Raw genomic sequence first — 16,018 nt, 5'->3', positions numbered from 1 at the left:
CGCCCCCCTTTAACGGTTTCCGATTTCGATGAGGGATCGAATCGAATACCCCGGGGCCTGAGGGCGCGGACCGCAATCCCTTGAGGAGAAGAAGACCATGATGGAGCGAGTGAACACATGGCTTCGGGAGGATCCTTTCCGGCTGCCCCGGGCGTTCTTCATCGGGGCATCCTGGCTGCTGCTGCTTTCCCTGCTGTTCCCCTACTGGCGCATGACCCTTCAGGCCCCGCAGTATCCCGGGGGGCTTCGGGTGGACGTCTACGTCACCCACCTGGCCGGGGATGTGAGCGAGGTAGACAACCTGAACCATTACATCGGGATGAAGAAGCTCCATGAGGCGGCCCAGGTGGAACGCTTCCTGGCGCCCCTGGCCATCGGCGCGGCGGCGCTCCTGGGCGAGGCCCTGGCCTTCACCCGACGCCGCTGGGCGGCGGTGCTGGCCCTGCCGGCCATGCTCTTCCCCTTCATTTTCCTGGCCGACATGTATTACTGGCTCTACCGCTACGGTCACGACCTGGACCCGAACGCCCCGCTGCGGCTGCCGCCCTTCACGCCGCCGCTGCTGGGCACCGGCGTCGTGGGCCAGTTCCGCACCGTGGCGGAGCTCCAGCTCGGGTTCTGGATGGCCCTCGCGGCCTCCTTCCTGATCGCCCTGGGCCTGCACTTCCGCCGGGTGGTGCGGACCGCCCTGGAACGCCGTCAGGCCGTGCGTCTCGGCCCTCTCACCCTGGTCCCGGAAGGAGCCCGTGGATGATCATCCCCCTGGCCCTGGCCCTCTGGGCGCTGCTCGGGGGCGCCCCTGCGGATCCCGGGCGCTCCCTCCAGGAGGCCATCGACGCCGCCCCACCGGGGGCGACCCTGGAGGTGCGCGGCGGCGTGCACGACGGCCCCATCCGCATCGATAAGCCCCTCACCCTGATCGGTGTCGACAGCCCGGTGCTGGATGGCCAGGGCCAGGGCACCATCCTCTGGATCACCGCCCCCGGGGTGACCGTCCGCGGCTTTGTGATCCGCCGCTCCGGCCGCTCCCTGACCCATGAGGACGCGGGGATCCGGGCGGAAGGAGCCCCCGGGGTGATCCTGGAGGACAACCGGCTGGAGGACGTCCTCTTCGGGATCTACCTGAAGGATTCCCCGGGGGCTCGCATCCGGAACAACCGCATCCGCGGCCTGGACGTGCCGGAGGCGGAGCGGGGGGACGCCATCCGCCTGTGGTATAGCTCCGACGCCTACATCGAAGGCAACGAGACGGAGCGCGGGCGGGACGTGATCATCTGGTTCTCCGATCGCTCCGTCCTCCGGGACAACCGGTTCCGGGGCGGGCGCTACGGGATCCACTACATGTATTGCAATGAGAGCCTGGCGGAGGGGAACATCCTGGAAGGCAACTACGTTGGGATCTATATGATGTATAGCCGGGGCGGGGTCTTCCGCCGCAACCGCTTCCTTCACCACCGGGGACCCAGCGGCTACGGCATGGCCTTCAAGGACAGCGATGAGATCCTCGCCGAGGAGAACCTCTTCGCCGACAACACCGCTGCCCTCTTCCTGGACAACACCCCGCGCGCGGAGGGCTCCCCCGTCCGCTTCGAGCGGAACCTCTTCGCTTACAACGGGATCGGGGTGCTGGCCCTGCCGATGGTGCGGGGGGTGATCTTCTGGGAGAACGTCTTCTGGGAGAACGAGCAGCAGGCCGCCGTGCAGGGAGAGGGGAACCTGCAGGCGAACCGCTGGGAGGGCAACTTCTGGAGCGACTACGTCGGCTTCGACGTCGACGGCGATGGGATCGGCGACCTCCCCTATCGTTCCCAGCGCCTCTTCGAGGCCCTGACCGATGCGATGCCGGCCCTGCGGATCTTCTGGGGCACCCCCGCTGTCCAGGCCCTGGAGACCGCCGCGCGGCTGGTCCCCTTCTTCGCGCCCCAGGTTCGCCTGGAGGATCCGGCCCCCCGGATACGGCCGCCAGCCGGGATCCCCGGGGCCGCCGGGCACACTCCCCGGCATGGGGTCCCATGGCTCGGCTTGGGGCTGGGGGGGCTGGCCCTGGCGATGATCGGATGGCGCTGGCTGCAGCGCACCCCCGCCGGGCCCATCCGGGCGGATCCCCGCCAGACCCCAGCGGCGATGCTGGAGATCCGGGGGCTCCGCAAACGGTTCGGGCAGACCTGGGTGGTGCGCGGGCTGGACCTGCGCGTGCAGCCGGGGGAGGCGGTGGCCCTGTGGGGACCCAACGGGGCAGGGAAAACCACCGTCCTCCGTTGCATCCTGGGCCTGCTCTCCTTTGAAGGCCACATCCGGGTGGCGGGTCGGGACGTCCGGAAGGAGGGTCCGGCGGCCCGCCGCGCCATCGGCTACGTGCCCCAGGAGCTGGCCTTCTACAGCTGGACCGTCCGGGAGACCCTGGCTTTCTTCGCCGCGCTCCGGGGGGTTCCCGTGGATCCCGGGATCGTGGAGGCCATGGGGTTGGCGCCCTATCAGGACCGTCCGGTGCAGGCCCTCTCGGGGGGCCTGAAGCAACGGCTGGCCCTGGCCCTGGCCCGGATGGGAGACCCGCCCCTCCTGCTCCTGGATGAGCCGACGGCAAACCTGGACATGGCGGCCCGGCTGGAGTGGATGCGCCAGCTGCAGGCCCTGAAAGCCCAGGGGAAGACGCTGATCTTCAGCTCCCACCGGCTGGAGGAGATCCTGGAGCTGGCGGATCGCGTGGTGGTGCTCCGGGAGGGACAGGTGGTCGCGGAGGTCGCGCCGGAAGCCCTCGCCCGGACGGTTGGGTTGCAGGCGCGGCTCCGGCTGAGCCTCCCGCCTGCCGAACAGGACCGGGCCCGCCGGCTGCTGGAGGAGGCAGGCTACCCGGTCGTCGCCAACCATCATGGCCTGACCCTCACCGTGCCGGCGGATCAGAAGCTGGCCCCGGTGCGGCAGCTCTGGGCGGCCGGGATCCCGGTTCAGGACGCGGAGTGGGAGCTGAGCGAGCCATAAGCGGGGGATCCCATGGGCGCGACGCGCTGGTTGATCTGGAAGGAAGGACGGGAGATCCTGCGGAGCCGCTGGTTCGGGATCACAGCGGGGAGCTTCTTCGTGATCGCCCTGGCCATGGCGGCCCTCTCCATGGCTGGCTCCGGCTACATCGGGCTGGCCGGCTTTGGACGCACGGCCGCGGCGCTGGTCCACCTCTCCGCGCTGATCGCCTCCCTGATGGGTCTGGGGTTGGGGGCCATGACCTGGGCGGCGGAGCGGGAGAGCGGGACGCTGGCTTACCTCCTGTCTTATCCGGTCTCCCGGGCTCAGGTGTGGGCCGCCAAGGCCATCGGGGGGGCCATGGCGCTGGCCGCCGCGATGGCTCTGGGGTTCGGGATCACCGGCCTGATCATCGGCCTGGGAGGAGGCCTCGGCGGCGCGGAGGAAGCCGGCCGTTATGCGGCCCTGGCGGCCGGCGCCACCCTGCTTGCCTGGACCACCTACGGCCTGGGGATGACCCTGGGTGTCGGGTTGCGCCGCCAGAGCACCGCCCTGGGCCTCTCCCTGCTGGTCTGGCTGGCCGGCGTGTTCCTCTCGGACCTGGGCCTCATGGGGCTGGTGGGGGCCTTCGCCCTGTCTCCGGCCGTCCTCTGGTGGCTCACCGTCCTGAACCCCCTCCACGCCTTCCGCATCCTGGCGATGGTCTGGCTGAACGGCTCCCCGGATCTCCTGGGGCCGGCGGGAGCCTACGCCTGGCGGACGTATGGGGAGGCCCTGGGGTCGATGCTGATGGCGATCATGCTGGGCTGGCTGGCCCTGGCGTTCCTGATGGCCGCCCTGCGCTTCGGGAGGTTGCAGGACATCGCCGCCTGAACAGAGGAGCTCCTCATCCAGGAGGGGGAATGATGCGTCGAATGGTCGCGATCGCGCTGATGCTGGCGGGGCTGGTGGCCTGCGCGCGGCCCAGCGGGCCCAGGCCGCCGGATATCGCTTATGGGAAGGATCCCTGCGCCAACTGTGGGATGCTCATCAACGATCCCCGCTTCGCCGCGGCCTACGTGACCCGGAACGGCCAGGCCCGCCTCTTCGATGACATCGGGTGCATGATCGATTACTACCGAGACCATCCGGAGGATGTAGCGGCCTTCTATGTGCGTGACTTCGAGGGTGGGGGATGGATCGAGGCGGACCGCGCCGTCCTGGTCCTTGCGCCCGATGTGCCGACCCCCATGGGCTACGGCCTGCTCGCCTTCGCCATGCGGGACCGGGCTGAGGCCTTCGCCCGGGACCACGGCGGGCAGGTGATGGACTGGGCAACCGCCCGGCAGACCGTTCGATCCCCCCATCGCCACGGGCCGTAGCGCAAGCGCAGCTGGAGCGGGAGGGGCGCAGCGGGGCTGCGCCCCTCCTCCGCCGAACATCCCCTCCGAACCCCCGCGGTCTTTGCTCCCCTCCGGATGCCCGCAACCGGTGCGCCGGAATATACTGGAGGAGCCGAACGCTTCGGGCCCGACAGGGGGAACGCCCGAAGCCGGTGGATGCGATGATCGGCGAGGATCGGGATGCGGGTGATCACCCTGACGACGGACTTCGGGGATGAGGACGGCTATGTGGGGACGATGAAGGGGGTGATCCTCTCCATCGCCCCCGATGTGCGGCTGGTGGACCTCAGCCACCACATCCCGCCTCAGGACATCCGGCGGGCGGCCTTCGTGGTGGCGGAGGCCGCGCCCTACTTCCCCCCCGGGACCATCCACGTGGCGGTGGTGGATCCCGGGGTGGGCAGCGGGCGCCGCGCGTTGATCGTGGAGACGGAGCGGGCCCTCTTCGTGGGGCCGGACAACGGGCTCTTCAGCTTCATCCTGGACAACCATCCGGAGGCCCGTTGCTATGCCATTGAGGAGCCCGCCTATCGCCTGCCCCAGGTCAGCTACACCTTCCACGGCCGGGACATCTTCGCCCCGGCCGCCGCCCACCTCGCCCGCGGGGTCCCTCCCGCTGCCTTCGGCCCGCCGGTGACGGATCCGGTCCGCCTCCCTCCGCCCCGCCTGGATCTGGAGGAGGAGCGGATCGTCGGGGAGATCCTGCACGCGGACCGGTTCGGGAACCTGGTGACCAGCATCGGCCGGCTGCAGTGGCAGGGAGCCGCCCTGGTTTTGCAACCGGCCTTCGGTCCCCTGGCCCGCCGCTTCCCGGTCCTCTTCCGGGCGGGGGAGGCGCGGGTGGAGGTAGGGAATCGCGTGCTCTCCGGCATCCTCCACACCTTCGCCGAGGCCAAACCCGGGGAGCTGATCGCCTATCCGGGCAGCTCCGGCTTCTTAGAGATCGGCCTGGTGAACGGGTGCGCCGCGGCCGCCCTGGAGGCCCGGCGCGGCGATCCGGTGGTGGTTCGGGTGCGCCTGCTGGCGCTGGAATAGATGCAATACCCATTGCGCACGATCGGCCGGAGAGGAGCGAGGGGATGACCCGAGAGGCCTGTTTCGTGATCGAGGGAGGGCGGCGGCTCCGGGGGGAGGTGCGCCCCGGGGGCAACAAGAACGCTGCCCTCCCCCTGATCGCGGCCGCTCTGCTCGCCGAGGAGCCAGTGGTGCTGCGCAACGTGCCCCGCATCCGCGACGTCCGCACCATGGTGCAGCTCCTCAGCGAGCTGGGGGCGACGATCGAGGAGCTGGACCCGCACACCCTGCGCATCGACACCCGGGATGTGCGGCCCCGGCCGCTGAACCCGGAGCTCTGCCGGGATATCCGGGCGAGCATCCTGCTGGCCGGGCCGCTGCTGGCCCGCTTCGGTGATGTGGAGATGCCGCCCCCCGGAGGCGACGTGATCGGCCGGCGCCGCCTGGACACCCACTTTCTGGCTTTCGAGGCCCTGGGGGCGCGCTATGAGGTGAACCGGATCTTCCGGCTCCGGGCCCCCGGCCGGCTCCGGGGCCAGGACATCCTCCTGGACGAGGCCAGCGTGACCGCCACAGAGAACGCGGTCATGGCCGCGGCCCTCGCCCGGGGCACCACCGTCCTGCGCAACGCCGCCTCCGAGCCCCACGTCCAGGCCCTCTGCCATTTCCTCAACCGCCTCGGCGCCCGCATCGAGGGCATCGGCTCCAACACCCTGGTGATCCACGGGGTGGATCGCCTGGGAGGCGGAGAGTGGGAGATCGAGTCGGATCACATCGAGGTGGGCTCGTTCATCGGGCTGGCCGCCCTCATCGGCGATGGGGTCTGGATCCGTCGCGCGGTCCCCCAGCACCTCCGGATGGTGCAGCTGGTCTACCGGCGCCTGGGGGTGCACTTCGAGGTGCATGGGGAAGACATCTACGTGCCGCCGGAGCAGCCCCTCCGGGTGATCCCGGACATCGGGGGCCATATCCCCAAGATCGAGGACGCGCCCTGGCCCGGCTTCCCGGCGGATCTGATGAGCATCGCCATCGTGGTGGCCACCCAGGCCGTGGGGCCGGTGCTCTTCCACGAGAAGATGTTCGAAAGCCGCCTCTATTTCGTGGATAAGCTCATCGCCATGGGGGCGCGCATCGTCCTCTGCGACCCTCACCGTTGTCTGGTCCACGGCCCTTCCCCTCTGCATGGGGAGCGGCTGGAGAGCCCGGACATCCGGGCCGGGATGGCCCTGGTGATCGCCGCCCTCTGCGCCGAGGGCACCAGCGTCATCCGCAACATCGTGCAGATCGATCGGGGCTACGAGTGCCTGGACGAGAAGTTGCGAGCCCTGGGCGCCGCCATCGAACGGGTGGAGCGATGAGCCATGGGCAACTCGCCTCAAGACCTCCGGAACCGCATGTGGATCTGGATCGCCGCGCTCATCCTGATCGCCGTGGCCTGCGGGTGCATCGGCCTGGCGGTGGGCGGGCTGGCCGGCTATCTGATCGGCCGGGGCGTGGGCGCTCCGACTCCCCCCGGGCCCACTTCTGGAACCCCCTGGTTGGGGGTGATGGTGACCCATGATCGCGATGGGGCGCGGATCCTCCAGGTGCTCCCCAACAGCCCGGCCGAGGAAGCCGGCCTGCGCCCCGGCGACCGGATCACCGCCGTGGACGGCGAGCCGGTGGACGACCGTCATCCTCTCCCCGATGCGCTCCGACGCCATCGCCCCGGGGAGACGGTGCGCCTGACGGTGATCCGGGACGGGGAAGAGCGCACGCTCTCCGTCACCCTGGGCCGAGCCCCTTAGGCGCTGGGCAGCGCGGAAGCAACGAACCGCCGGGTCCGTTCGCAGGAGCAAACAGCCCCCATTGGGGTCCGGCTGACCATCCCCTGCGCCCATCCGAGGGGGCAGGGCCCGATCACGATGTCCCACCCGAATCATTCATCGGCCGGAGACGCGGATGGGAGCGATGGCTCGGAGCGGGCGTTCTCTCCCCCGCGCGATGGGCCTCCTCAGTCTGGCCCTGGCCCTGGGGATCCTCACCGGGGCTCTCGCCATCGGGTCCGCCCGCTACGCGCCCTCCGTCCTGACCCTGCAGGGACCGGAGGGAAAGATCACCCTGTATGCGGTGGGCCCAGCCCAGTGGCGCATAGAGGCCGGCTCGCCGCGGGATCAGGCCTTCGCGGAGGGCGTCCTGGATGGGCTGGATGCCGCCCCGCTGCTGATCCTGCGGCGGGCGGCGGCCTACGGCCAGCTGGAGGCCCTGATCGGGCCGGAGGCGGCCGAGGCCGACGCCTGGGCCCGGGAGCGCCTCGCCCCCGTCATCGCCCGGGCCTGGGAGGCCCTGGACGCAGAGACCCGGTCCCGGCTGGAAGCCTACGCCGCAGGGGTGAACACCGCCTGGCGGATGGGGATCCCGATGATCCGCCGGCTCCCCTCGGATCCCCTCGCCCGGCCCTGGGAGCCCCGGGATAGCCTGGCGGTGGCGGCGGGCCTGGCCCTGGCCCATCCGGGCTGGATGGAGGCCGAGATCGCGGCCGCCCTCCGGCACCTCCCTCCCGCTCCACGCGCCGCCCTGGAAGATCCCCGCTGGTCGTCCGCGACGCCGGCCCCGGACGTCGCGCGGCGTGAGGCGGCATGGCGCGCCTGGGCGGCGGTGGGAGCGGCCCCCGAGCTCGGGCTCTTCCGAACGTGCCAGGAGGACGCCGGGATCCGCCTGCACGCGATGGCCGCCCCGGTCTTCCCCCTGCCGTGGCGCCCGGTATGGGTGAACGACGGCGTCCGCCTCCGCTGGCCCGGGATCCCGGGGGCTCTGGCGCGCATCCGCCAGGCGGAGGGCGCCCAGCTGGAGCCGAAGCCGGGCCCCGGAGACGTCCTGGATGCCCTGGGGGAGCTCTCCGTCCGCATCATCCGGGAAAGCGGGGAGTCCCCCCTCTGGGCCTGGCAGGGAAAGGACGCATGGCCCCGCTGCGCGCCGCCCGCGATGCCGGATCGCGAGGCGCTGCTCGCCCTGACCCCAGAGGACTGGCTGCAGCGGCGGGTGCATGGGATGCTCGCCCGCTGGGACGGACAGCTGGACGTGAAGAGCCCCTCCGCCCTCGTCTATGAGGCCTGGCGATGGGAGATCATCCGCACGGCGCTGGGACCGGCGGTGGGGGAGGAGAACCTGCGACGGCTGCTCGCCCGACGGCCGGCGGAGCGCCTCCGGGCCGCTGCGCAGGCCCTCTGGGAGGCTCAGGGAAACGAGGTCCGGGAGCTGAAGGCGGTGGCTTACCGGCGGGCGCTGGCCGAGATCGGACGGCGATATGGGGATCTGCACACCATCTGGGAATGGGGAAAGGCCCACGCGGCCACCGTGCGGATCCCAGGCTGGCCGATCCGCGCGGAGATCCCGCTCGGCGGCGATGAGAGCGCCCCCTGGCCGACCCCCGTGGATCCCGTGCGACCCTTCGCCACGGCGTTCTGGCCTGCCCTCACCGTGCAGCAGGCGTCCCACGTGATCCTGAAGATCGCCCCGACGCCGGTCTGGTGGAGGTGGCCGTAGCGGAGGAAGGCGACCGCCCCTGTTCAGGACTCCGGAGGGGCTCGTCGGATCAGGACGGCCAGCTCGCGCTCCAGCTCCGCCCGACGCTGGGCGGCGGCCTGCCGCCCCTCCTCCACGACCTGCTGCCAACGGCTCCGAATCCTCTCCCGCAGCTCCGGCCCGGAGCAGGGAGCCCAGAGCAGCGCCAGGCCGGCGCCGATCAGCCCCCCCACCAGAAACCCATAAATCCAGAGAAGCCCACGGCGCATGAAGATCTCTCCGCAGGTATGTGAACGTCCACCTCCGCGGATATTGTAACCCAGACCGCTGCTCCCCTCCGGCCCCTTCGCATGCGCGGAAAGATCGCTCTGCGCTTCCGGCCGTGTTATCATCAGGATGGAGAGACACAACGGGAGGATCCCCATCCTTCGTGAGCGTGCGAGATGTTGAAGGATCCGGCGATTCGAAGCGACATCGAGATCGAGCGGGTGGATCTGGCCATCGCCTGGAACTGGGAATACGATGCGCCGTTCATCCGGATGATCCGGGAGGCCTGCGCGCGCCGCGGCCTCTCGGTGGCCGAGGTCACGCCGGCGGATCTCCCCCAGATCCTGGAGCGGGCCGCAGATGGGCGGTGGACATGCGGGGTTTTCCTGGACCGCGCTTCGGATTGGGATGAGGACTTCGAGGCCCTGGTGGATTGGGCCCGGGCGGCAGGGGTGTTCCGTCTGAACCCAACGGAGCGGGCGCGGGCGGCATGGGACAAGGCGGCGATGCACCGGCGGTTCGTCGAAGCGGGGCTCCCCACCCCTCCTACCGCCATCCTCCCCCCGTGGGAAGCCGACCCCCGGACGCTCTGGCCCGAAGGGCTGGGGGAACCCCCGTGGATCGCCAAGCCCGCCTTCGGGGGCGGCGGGGAGGGCGTGCGGACGATCACCGATCCGGAGGACCTGAACGCCCTGCGCACGGCCTTCCCCGATGAACCGATTCTGGTCCAGGCCTACGTGCGCCCCCGCCGGCTGGACGGGCGCCCGGCCTGGTTCCGCGTGCTTTATGCGGTGGATCAGGTGTTCCCCTGCTGGTGGGATCCGACCACCCACCGGTATGCGCCGGTGAAGGAGGAAGAGCGGATCGCCTGCGGCCTGGACGCGCTCTGGGAGCTGGGGCGTCGGATCGCGGCGGTCTGCGGGCTTCACCTGTTCTCCAGCGAGATCGCCCTGGACGAGGCGGGGCGCTTCCTGTGCATCGACTACGTCAACGATCCCATCGACACGCGCCCGCAATCCCTGGCCCCGGAGGGGGTGCCGGACGAGGTGTTGCAGGGGATCGCCGAGCGGATCGCCGAGGCCGTCGGGAGGATGCGATGCCGCTCATCCTGGTGACCAACGACGACGGGATCCGATCCCCCGGGCTGCGGGCCGCTGCCGCTGCCCTGCAAGCCCTGGGCCAGGTTGTGGTGGTCGCCCCGGTGGATCAATGGTCCGGTGCCGGACGCTGCATGCCGGCCACCTCGGAGGGCCGGATCTACCCGGAGATCATCCATGCGAACGGCACAGTGATCCGGGCTTACGCGGTGGAGGGAACCCCTGCGCAAGTGGTCGATCATGCCATCCTGGAGATCCTCCCCCGTCCGCCGGACCTGGTGGTGTCGGGCATCAACTACGGGGAGAACGTGGGCTCCGGAGTGACCATCTCGGGGACGGTGGGAGCGGCCCTGGAGGCGGCCAGCTTCGGGATCCCGGCCCTGGCGGTGTCGTTGCAGACCCCGGTGGAGCATCACCTGGGATACTCCGAGGAGATCGACTTCGGGGCCGCGGCGCATTTCACCCTCCTCTTCGCCCGCGCCGCCCTCCGCCAGGCCCTGCCCTTCGACGTCGACGTGCTGAAGATCGACGTCCCGGCCCGGGCCACGCCGGAGACCCCCTGGCGGTGGACCCGCCTCTCGCGACAGCGGTATTTCGTCCCCGTCCGCCCGATGCGCCGGCGCCCCACCGACCCGGGCCCGCTGGGATATCGGGTGGAGATCGATCGGGAGCGTCTGGAGCCGGATTCGGACATCTACGCCCTGGTGGTGGATGAGGTGGTCTCCGTCACCCCGCTGAGCCTGGATCTCACGTCCCGCGTTTCCCTGGAGGAGCTGCATCGATGGTGGGAGAAAGCGAGGTAAGGATCCCCGGAAGGCCGGTGGGGGTCCCGGCCGTTCCCCGGGGGGCTGTGGGGACCCTCTGGATGCTGTTCCTGCTGCTCCTGATCCACGGGTCCGCCGCGTGGACGGTGACGCTGGCGGGGTGGGCCGACGGGTTGGAGATCCTCCCTTCGGTGGCAGCCGGAGGGCTCCTCATCGGCTGGCTGCTGGCCATCTCCCGGTTCCCCGGCCCGGTGGCTTTTCTTCTCAACATCGGCTACGGCACGGTCTGGGTGGGCTACCTGAGCGCCCGCCTCATCCAGGTCCCCACCTGGTCGTTGAAGCTCCAATGGCTGGGCTACCGCATGACGGTGTGGGCCATGGAAGCCGTGCGGGGCGGGCGGGGCAGCGATCCCTTGCCCTTCGTGGTGATCATGGGGGCCCTGATCTGGCTGGCGGCCAGCAGCAGCGCATGGTATTCCTTCCGGACCATCCGGTCGTGGCGGGCGCTGGTGCCGGCCGGGCTGATCGCGTTCATCAACGCGTATTACTATCTGGGCCCGCGCCCTCTCACGCTGTTCCTGATCACCTATTTGCTGGGGGCGCTGCTCTGGCTGGCCACCGTGCATTATGAGGAGCAGAGCCAGCGCTGGCGGCGGGAGCGGGTGTGGTTCGTCCCGGATCTCGGCGTGGATGTGCTGCGGGCGGGGCTGCTGATCGCCGGGCTGGCCCTGGCCCTCGCCTGGATCCTCCCGCCGGCCGGCCCCAGCGAGACGGCCTCCCGGGTCTGGAGCGAGGTGAGCCGGCCCCTGCGCCGGAGCCAGGAGACGTTCAACCGGCTGTTCAGCTCCCTGCGCTCCCAGCGCCCGGCGTATGTGAGCCCCCTGGGACGCACGCTGCCCTTCGGCGGGCCCCGGCGGCTGAGCGACACGGTGGTGATGGAGGTGCGGGCCCAGGGGCCGGCCCGCTACTGGCGGGGGATGGTCTATGACGTCTACACCTCCAACGGCTGGCTCTCCTCAGGGGAGGACGAGCAGAGCCGCGCCCCGATGACCGCCCTGACGGCCCGCCCGCTGTGGGAGGGCCGGGCGGTGGTGACGCAAACCTTCACCGTCTATCTGCCCGGGAACACCCTGATCTTCGCCGCTCAGCACCCGGTGGCCGTCAGCCTCCCCACCCTCGTGCAGGGCCGGTTCACGGCCCAGGCCCACGATCTGATGGGGATCCGCAGCCCCCGTCCCTTCGGCGCCCAGCAGACCTACGAGGCCATCTCCCTGGTCCCCATCCCGGATGTGGAGAGCCTGCGTCAGGCGGGGACGGTTTACCCGGAATGGGTGCAGCGGTATCTGCAGCTGCCGCCCAACCTGGATCCCCGGATCCGGCGCTTGGCGGAGCGGATCACAGCGAACGCGGACAATCCATACGACAAGGCAGCGGCCCTGGAGGCCTGGCTGCGACGCAACATCCGATACAACGAGAACATCCCGGCCCCGCCGCCCGGCCGGGACGGCGTGTCCTATGTGCTGTTCGACATCCGCCAGGGCTACTGCGATTATTACGCTTCGGCGATGGCCGTGATGGCGCGGGCCCTGGGGATCCCCGCCCGCGTGGTGAGCGGCTACGCCCAGGGCGAGTGGATGCCCGATGGGCGGTATCGGGTGCGACAGCGGGACGCCCACACATGGGTGGAGATCTACTTCCCCGGTTACGGTTGGGTGGAATTCGAGCCCACCGCCGCCCAGCCGCCCATCCTGCGCCCCCAGCGCCCCGTGACGCCCACCCCCACGCCTCCGGCGAGCCCCGCCGCAGGGCCCACTCCCGGCGCGCCACAACCCACCCCCACCCGACGCAATCTGCTGGCCGAGGATTTCGATATCCAGCCCGGGGAGGCTCTTCCGCTGCCCCACACGCCGCAGTTCCCGATCGGCCCGCTCACAGCGGGCCTGATGGGATCGCTGGGGATGCTGGGGCTGGTCCTCTGGTTGCGCGATCGGCACCGCCTGCGCCGGCTCTCTCCCGCCGCCCGGGATTACCTGTGGATGAACCGCGCGGCGCGGCTGCTGGGGATCCGGCTCCCGGCCTCCTGGACCCCGATGGAGCGCGCTCGGCACCTGGCCGCGCTGGCGCCGGAGATGGCGGAGACCATGAGGCAGATCGCTGAGCGCTACACGGCCGTGCGGTTCGGCCGACGCCCGCTCCCTCCGGGATCCGCCCCTCGGGGCTGGTGGCTGGCCTTTCTCTTCTACGGGCTCCGGGGGCGCCTCCGATCGGCCCTGGCTCGATGGATCTCCGCCCTCCGCAGCCGGACGCTTCCCACCTCGCCGCCCTTCGCCCGCTGAGGCCGGGATCCCGCGCCATCCGCGGGGAGAGCCCCCATCGCTCTCCGGGGTGTATTATGAGAAGGGGGCTCGAATCCGAACCCTCCGGGATCGAAAACGAAAACAGGGATTCAGGGGATCCCACCGGAGGACCCGTGCCGGAGGAGCGGCTCCCACCGTGATCGATGATGGCGAGGGGTAAGGGGCCGTCCACGAAGAGGTTCGGGGCTAAAGCCCCTCCTACGAAAAATCGCCCATATAGGAGCGGCTTCCGCTGCGACCCCTACAGGCATCGAAAACTAAGGATGGGGAGCGGAAGCCCCTCCTCCAGGAAGAACCGGGGTGGAATCCGCCCTCCGCGGGGAGCTGGGGAGCAGAAGGACGGATGGGGATCCATCGCGGGGGGAGACCGGAGGAGCCGGGATGGAACGGATGAGGGAAACAGAAGCCTTCGATTCGTTGCTGGACCGCCTGATGGAATACCTGGGGGAAGCGGAGCGGGCCCTTGCCCGCTCCGCGGCAGGCCCGGATTCGCCGGTCGAGCTCGTGCGGACCAGTCGGGATCTGGTGGAGATCCTGCGGTCGAGAGTCCACCGGGAGATCGGGCGGCTTGCCCCCATGCTGGATCCCGACCTGATGGCCTATCTGATCCGGGCGGATGGCCCGGAGGACCCGACGCCCATCCGGCGCGAGGTCACCGTCCTCTTCGTGGACCTCCACGGCTTCTCGGAGCTGTGCGAGCGCACTCCCCTGGAGGCCCTGGTGCCCCTGCTGAACCGCTATCTGGAGCTCGCATGGGCCTGCATACGGGCCGAGGGAGGCGTGGTGGATCGATTTATGGGGGATGCGGTGCTGGGTTGGTTCAACGCTCCCTTCGAGCTGCCGGACCATCCGTATCGGGCCCTGCGGGCGGCGTGGCGGATGCAGCAGGAGGTGCTCCATCTGCACGCCGCGCTCCCCCCGGAGCACCGCCGACGTTACCGCATCGGCGTGCACCTCGGCGAGGCGGTCCTCGGGCCGATCGGAACCCGTGAGTTCCAGACCTATACCCTGGTGGGGAGCACGGTCAATTACGCGCGGCGCCTGCAGGAGGCAGCGCCGCCCGGACAGATTATGATCAGCCGAGCGGTGTTCGAGCGCGTGCGGGATCGGATCGAAGCCCGCGCCCTGCCGATCTTCCCGGTTCGGGGAGGGGCTCAGGTGGTGCCGGTCTATCGATTCCTGGGGTTCCGGGAGGAAACGCCATGAAGCTCATGACCGCGGCCAGCCTGGGGATCAGCGCCCTGCTGTTCCTGTATGCCCTTTACATCCTGATCTTGTGCGGGCTCAGCCTGTGGGGACGGCGTCGCCCGGTCCCCCGCGCGAACCCTTCGACCTGGCCCTTCGTCACCGTGCAGCTGCCGATCTACAACGAAGGGAGCGTGGTGGAGCGCCTGCTGCAAGCCGTGGTGGCCCTGGATTATCCGCGGGACCGCCTGGAGATCCAGGTCCTGGACGATTCCACCGACGAGACGGCGCAGCTGGTCAAGCAGCTGGTCGTCCACTACCAGGCCCTCGGCTATCCCGTTGAGCTGCTGCGGCGCCCGAACCGGAACGGCTACAAGGCGGGGGCATTAGCCTACGGGCTGCGACGGGCCCGGGGCGAGTTCATCGCCATCTTCGACGCCGACTTCGTCCCGCCGCCGGATTTCCTGAAGCGCATGATCCCGGTGCTGCTGGCCGACCCCACCATCGCCGCCGCTCAGGCCCGCTGGGACCATCTGAACGCCTCCCAGTCCTGGATCACCCGGGCCCAGGCCCTGATGCTGGACGCGCACTTCATGGTCGATCAGGCAGCCCGCTCCGCCGCCGGGCTGCCTGTGAACTTCAACGGCTCCGCCGGCGTGTGGCGGCGGGAGGCCATCGAGGCCGCCGGCGGATGGGAAACCGACACCCTGACGGAGGACCTGGATCTCAGCTATCGGGCCCAGCTGGCCGGCTGGCGCATCGTCTTCGTCCCCGATGTCGCGGTCCCGGGGGAGATCCCCCCTACCCTCCCGGCCTTCAAGAGCCAGCAGTTCCGGTGGGCCAAGGGGACCACCCAGACGTTCCGGAAGCTGATCGGCCGGATCTGGCGCAGCCGCTGGCCGTGGTGGAAGCGGGTGGTGGCCACCCTCCATCTGGGCGGATATTTCACCCATCTGCTGGGAGTGCTCCTGTTGCTGCTCTCCGGTCCCCTGTTGCGCCATTCCGCGGAGCGCCCGAAGTGGACGGTGATCCTGGGCCTGGGGCTGCTCACAGTGCCCCTGATGTATGGCCTCAGCCAGCAGGCCCTCTACCCCGACTGGCCCCGTCGGCTCTGGGCGATCCCGGTCCTGTTCGTGATCGGGACGGGCCTCACCTTGAGCAACACCCGCGCCATCATCGAGGCCCTGCTCGGCCTTCCCTCGGAGTTCCAGCGGACGCCCAAGGGGGAGCGGGCGGCGCGGGGCGAGTCGGAGATGGACCCGATAGGCTGGATCGAGGGGGCTTTCGCCCTTTACGCCCTGCTCTTAGCCTGGCGGGCATGGCGCCACGATCTCGGCGGGGTCGTGCCCTTCCTGCTCTGCTATGCCCTCAGCTACGGGATCGTCGCTGGCTTCAGCCTCTCCCCCGCCCCACCCGCGCGGGAGGCCGTCTCCTCGGCGCGCGCCCCGCTCAAAGAAGCGGATCGAAGCGGCCCGTTCCCCCGCTGAATC

Annotated in this window: 14 protein-coding genes; 13 read left to right on the top strand and 1 reads right to left on the bottom strand. The window is 70.2% G+C overall.

Translation table 11 applies throughout. The annotated features are described in order from the left end of the window. Positions 1–97: 97 nt before the first annotated feature. From KNN16_RS13130 to KNN16_RS13095, 8 genes are all read left to right on the top strand, one after another. Positions 98–754 (top strand): hypothetical protein, encoded by a 657-nt coding sequence (locus tag KNN16_RS13130; protein WP_303897470.1) that lies wholly within the window; start codon positions 98–100, stop codon positions 752–754. After that, positions 751–2,979, top strand: a complete 2,229-nt coding sequence (gene nosD, locus KNN16_RS13125) for a nitrous oxide reductase family maturation protein NosD (protein WP_303897467.1) — start codon at positions 751–753, stop codon at positions 2,977–2,979. The genes KNN16_RS13130 and nosD overlap by 4 nt, the downstream gene beginning before the upstream one ends. 12 nt (positions 2,980–2,991) lie before the next feature. After that, complete coding sequence (locus KNN16_RS13120) at positions 2,992–3,831, top strand: ABC transporter permease (RefSeq protein ID WP_303897465.1); 840 nt, start codon at positions 2,992–2,994, stop codon at positions 3,829–3,831. Between the two features lie 32 nt (positions 3,832–3,863). Next, positions 3,864–4,319 carry a nitrous oxide reductase accessory protein NosL gene (locus KNN16_RS13115; RefSeq protein ID WP_299282725.1) on the top strand — a complete coding sequence of 152 codons (456 nt, stop codon included), beginning with the start codon at positions 3,864–3,866 and terminating at the stop codon, positions 4,317–4,319. Between the two features lie 201 nt (positions 4,320–4,520). Beyond that, on the top strand, positions 4,521–5,375 hold the full coding sequence (locus KNN16_RS13110; RefSeq protein ID WP_303897462.1) for an S-adenosyl-l-methionine hydroxide adenosyltransferase family protein: 855 nt from the start codon (positions 4,521–4,523) through the stop codon (positions 5,373–5,375). Between the two features lie 44 nt (positions 5,376–5,419). Next, positions 5,420–6,712 (top strand): UDP-N-acetylglucosamine 1-carboxyvinyltransferase, encoded by a 1,293-nt coding sequence (murA, locus tag KNN16_RS13105; protein WP_303897460.1) that lies wholly within the window; start codon positions 5,420–5,422, stop codon positions 6,710–6,712. A 3-nt stretch (positions 6,713–6,715) separates the two neighbouring features. After that, positions 6,716–7,141 (top strand): S1C family serine protease, encoded by a 426-nt coding sequence (locus KNN16_RS13100; RefSeq protein ID WP_299282732.1) that lies wholly within the window; start codon positions 6,716–6,718, stop codon positions 7,139–7,141. 163 nt (positions 7,142–7,304) lie between these two features. Then, entirely contained in the window at positions 7,305–8,879 is a 1,575-nt protein-coding gene (locus tag KNN16_RS13095; RefSeq protein ID WP_303897457.1) for a penicillin acylase family protein, read from the top strand. 23 nt (positions 8,880–8,902) lie between these two features. Here KNN16_RS13095 and KNN16_RS13090 read toward each other — a convergent pair whose 3' ends face one another. Beyond that, positions 8,903–9,127, bottom strand: a complete 225-nt coding sequence (locus KNN16_RS13090; protein ID WP_303897455.1) for a YtxH domain-containing protein — start codon at positions 9,125–9,127, stop codon at positions 8,903–8,905. A 174-nt stretch (positions 9,128–9,301) separates the two neighbouring features. Between KNN16_RS13090 and KNN16_RS13085 the strand changes: the two genes are divergently transcribed. The 5 genes from KNN16_RS13085 to KNN16_RS13065 all read left to right on the top strand — a co-directional run bounded on the left by KNN16_RS13085 (position 9,302) and on the right by KNN16_RS13065 (position 16,015). Continuing rightward, positions 9,302–10,240, top strand: a complete 939-nt coding sequence (locus KNN16_RS13085; protein ID WP_303897454.1) for a RimK family alpha-L-glutamate ligase — start codon at positions 9,302–9,304, stop codon at positions 10,238–10,240. Further along, complete coding sequence (gene surE, locus KNN16_RS13080) at positions 10,222–11,025, top strand: 5'/3'-nucleotidase SurE (protein ID WP_299282744.1); 804 nt, start codon at positions 10,222–10,224, stop codon at positions 11,023–11,025. Before KNN16_RS13085 ends, surE begins: the two co-directional genes overlap by 19 nt. Further along, positions 11,004–13,322, top strand: a complete 2,319-nt coding sequence (locus KNN16_RS13075) for a transglutaminaseTgpA domain-containing protein (protein WP_303897449.1) — start codon at positions 11,004–11,006, stop codon at positions 13,320–13,322. Before surE ends, KNN16_RS13075 begins: the two co-directional genes overlap by 22 nt. A gap of 402 nt (positions 13,323–13,724) precedes the next feature. After that, a complete protein-coding gene (locus tag KNN16_RS13070; RefSeq protein ID WP_303897447.1) occupies positions 13,725–14,549 on the top strand; it encodes an adenylate/guanylate cyclase domain-containing protein in 825 nt (274 codons plus the stop codon). Further along, the gene (locus KNN16_RS13065; protein WP_303897444.1) at positions 14,546–16,015 is read left to right on the top strand and encodes a glycosyltransferase; all 1,470 of its coding nucleotides are present in this window, start codon (positions 14,546–14,548) and stop codon (positions 16,013–16,015) included. The genes KNN16_RS13070 and KNN16_RS13065 overlap by 4 nt, the downstream gene beginning before the upstream one ends. Positions 16,016–16,018: the final 3 nt, after the last annotated feature.

This window comes from Thermoflexus hugenholtzii (assembly GCF_018771565.1).
GTDB classification, from domain to species: domain Bacteria; phylum Chloroflexota; class Anaerolineae; order Thermoflexales; family Thermoflexaceae; genus Thermoflexus; species Thermoflexus hugenholtzii_A.
The sequence above is the reverse complement of the archived record's forward strand: the minus strand, read 5'-3'. Positions and strand labels throughout refer to the sequence as shown.